5 protein-coding genes are annotated in these 3,193 nt (G+C 34.2%); 2 read left to right on the plus strand and 3 right to left on the minus strand.

Going from position 1 to position 3,193, the window contains the following annotated elements; all coding sequences use genetic code 11:
- The 3 genes from DMP16_RS08755 to DMP16_RS08765 form a co-directional block, all read right to left on the minus strand.
- On the minus strand, positions 1-592 hold a 592-nt coding region (locus tag DMP16_RS08755; RefSeq protein ID WP_255446851.1), incomplete at its 3' end, for an aconitase family protein.
- Positions 593-964: 372 nt separating this feature from the next.
- Complete coding sequence (gene sdx, locus DMP16_RS08760; protein WP_069284081.1) at positions 965-1,294, minus strand: sulredoxin; 330 nt, start codon at positions 1,292-1,294, stop codon at positions 965-967.
- A gap of 134 nt (positions 1,295-1,428) precedes the next feature.
- Positions 1,429-2,181 carry an SDR family oxidoreductase gene (locus DMP16_RS08765; RefSeq protein ID WP_069284737.1) on the minus strand — a complete coding sequence of 251 codons (753 nt, stop codon included), beginning with the start codon at positions 2,179-2,181 and terminating at the stop codon, positions 1,429-1,431.
- Between the two features lie 109 nt (positions 2,182-2,290).
- Between DMP16_RS08765 and DMP16_RS08770 the strand changes: the two genes are divergently transcribed.
- Both DMP16_RS08770 and DMP16_RS08775 read left to right on the plus strand, forming a co-directional pair.
- Positions 2,291-2,929 (plus strand): GntR family transcriptional regulator, encoded by a 639-nt coding sequence (locus tag DMP16_RS08770; RefSeq protein ID WP_069284080.1) that lies wholly within the window; start codon positions 2,291-2,293, stop codon positions 2,927-2,929.
- Positions 2,930-3,048: 119 nt separating this feature from the next.
- The coding region (locus DMP16_RS08775; RefSeq protein WP_255446852.1) for an aldolase/citrate lyase family protein at positions 3,049-3,193 on the plus strand (145 nt) is incomplete at its 3' end.

Here is a 3,193-nt window from a genome sequence, read left to right on the forward strand (position 1 = left end):
CGAAAACCTCTATAGACATTCCATTAAAGTAATCAGCTTTGAAATCTCCTAACAATTTTAGAGCAACGTCTTTTCCAGTTATCCATTTAGCAGGTTTACCTTCTAGAACGACCTTAAATGGTTGCGGAACTACTAGCCATGTCTTTCCGGTTATGGCTGCAGCTGCTATGTCACTAGCTCCCATACCTTGAGCAAAAGCTCCTATTGCTCCAGAAGTAGTAGTATGGCTATCTGCTGCTAATATAACTTGACCAGGATTTGCGTATTGTTCTAACATTACTTCATGTAATATTCCATAATTTATATCATAAAAGTTAGGTATGTTTTGGGATTTCACAAATTTCCTTATATAGACTTGTATCTCAGCACTTCTTACATCTGGTGGTGGTGCTAGGTGATCAAAAGCTATTACTATTTTATTCCTATCAAAAACCTTTAACATCTGAGCTTTTTCCATTACTTCTATAACATGATATCCAGTTAGATCATGGAAAGCTACTATATCTACATTAGCCTCTATTACATCGCCGGGAGATACTTCTTTGCCAGCTGCTCTACTTAAGATCTTCTCCGTTAACGTTTTAGGAGACATCAGTTAATGTTTAAAATATACATAAATAAACATTTCTTACGAAGGAAATACTTTTAGGCTGAATGGAATACGAAAAAAGAACCTAAATCAATAAATATGCGAATAATAAATCTGACTTCCTCCCCTTAGGAAGGTCCTCCTCATCAATTCTCATCTGAAGGGCAGCCGAGAAGATCAGAAAACCTTTCTGAATAATTGGCTTTTAAAAAATTATATCATCTCCGCACTAAAAAGCGAGGCTTTCACCACTTTGTAATGCGTTATAGGTCATGAATCTTAATAAAAACATAATTGGGAAAAGATTACTTTCTAAGCTAGCGTTAATCCTCGATTACAAGAACTTCAGAGTGATTGATTCATAAAAAATACCGCTTATACGTCTACCTCTATCCAACCATTATTATCCCTTATTTGATAGGTTTTCAGACCTAGTTTGTCCTTTGGAGCATCTGGAGCTACATACGGAGGTTCAAGCATTTTACCAGTGTTGAGATCATATAATGCGTGATGACATGGGCACTTAACAGTTAACTTTTCTTCATCTAAAATTCCTAATATACATCTAGCATGGCTACAAACTGCATCCATTGCGTAAAGTTTTCCATTTATATTTGCTATGAATATTACCTTATCTTCAACCTTTACCGAGGCGTATTTTGCCTTCTCGAGAGCCTTAGCCGAAATAGTTCTTTTCCACGCCATAGATTACCACTAGAAAGGTAAAATTTAAGCATGTTTATTATAAACTATTAGAATTTAGAACTTTTATAATTCAGTTTTTATATTCAATAGTACCGCATAGTTGTATATTATGTTATAAAAGGTTAATTAACGGACTAAACTTCGCCTCTAGATATCTCCTCTGGATCAGGCTTTCTACTAATGATCCTACCTCCATCAATGACAATCTCACTACCCGTGATGAAAGTGTTATAATCTGAAACTAAAAACGCTAGTAAATTAGCCACCTCTATTGCCCTACCCATTCTCCCTAACAACGTTGCAGCTCTACTATCTAATTCCTCTGGTACGCTATCTCCTTTAGTGTATATTGGTCCGGGTAATACTGCAATAACTTGAATTCCGTATTTGCCCAAATCTACTGCTAGGCTCTTAGTCATTGCTATAAGCCCACCTTTAACCGTCACGTAAGGTAACGAATGATGAAGAGGATAATATGCTTGTATCGCAGAGATATTAATTATTTTTCCCTTAATTTTATTCTTTATCATCAGTTCTGCAGCCATTTTGGATAGAAGCATGGGTGAGGTTAACTCTAACTCAATCATCTTATCCCACTCTTCCAAGGTTACATCTAGAATGGAGTACCTCGAATTTACCGAAGCATTATTAATTAAACAGTGAATAATGCCTATGTTATTTTTGTACCAATCTATGAAAGAGAGAACTTCTTTTCTGGAAGTTAGGTCAACTTTATAAAACTCAATATTATCAATTTGATTAGTAATTTTTCTACCTAATGCTATAACTCTACAACCTAAATCTGAGAATAGTTTGGCTGTCACCAGACCTATACCGTGAGTTCCACCGGTAATTAAACATACCTTATCCTTAAGAGATATTTGCATATTTATCTTTTTTGTAACACTATTATAAATCATGTTATTTGAATATTAGGGAAAACATTATATGTAGAGAATAACGTTTTTAATCTTCAATTTATATATAATCACGTTTATGTCATTATCACAAACAGCTTATGAAAAAATTCTAGAATTCGTTGTCAGTGGAAAGTATAGACCGGGTAGTATATTGAAAGAAGAGGAGTTGGCATCATTACTTAACATCAGTAGAACTCCAATTAGAGAAGCATTAGTGAGACTGGAAAAAGAAGGAATAATTGTAAAGAATGGCAAATCATACTCGGTAATACCTCTATCAGAAAGTGATATAATTCAGCTTTATGAGGTTAGGATTCCGCTTGAAGCTGAAGCTTCAAAATTAGCTTCAATGCGAGCTACTCAAGAGGAAATAGACAACATGCTTAGGTTAATAGATCAAATAAGGAATACTAAGGAAAACGATCCGCTAAAATTAGCAAATCTTAACGGTAACCTACACAGTTTGATAGCCGAGGCTTCGCACAATAAATATATTGTGGATATTTTAAATAATATCAGATTGAAGTTAAAAATTGTAAGAGTGACGCTTTTTACTAGCTACCAGAGAAGGGATGAAGAATTAAAGGAACATGAAGAGATAGTTCTAGCAATAAGGGATAAGAAGGTTGAATTGGCTTACGAAATGATGAAAAAGCATGAAGAAAACGTGCTAAACTATGTAAAACTAAACGTTCTCCCTTTGCTTTTTAGATAAAAGCTTATGATTAGAAACATTTTTCTCTATTTTTGAAGAAATCTCCAATTTATAAAGAAGAGTTTAGGAACTCTCTATAAGAGGATAAAAATTTATTCTTACAGTAATATTCCATTTTTATGATAAGAAGATCGCAGCTTTATGTCCCTTCTATCTCCGAAAAAATGATAAGGAAATCTGTTGAATTGAATGCTGACTCGATAATTTTTGATCTAGAAGACGCTGTTCCACCAGAGGATAAGGAAAGAGCAAGAGAAATTTTAA

It is taken from the genome of Sulfolobus sp. B1 (assembly GCF_007050195.1).
Classification (GTDB): Archaea; Thermoproteota; Thermoprotei_A; order Sulfolobales; family Sulfolobaceae; genus Saccharolobus.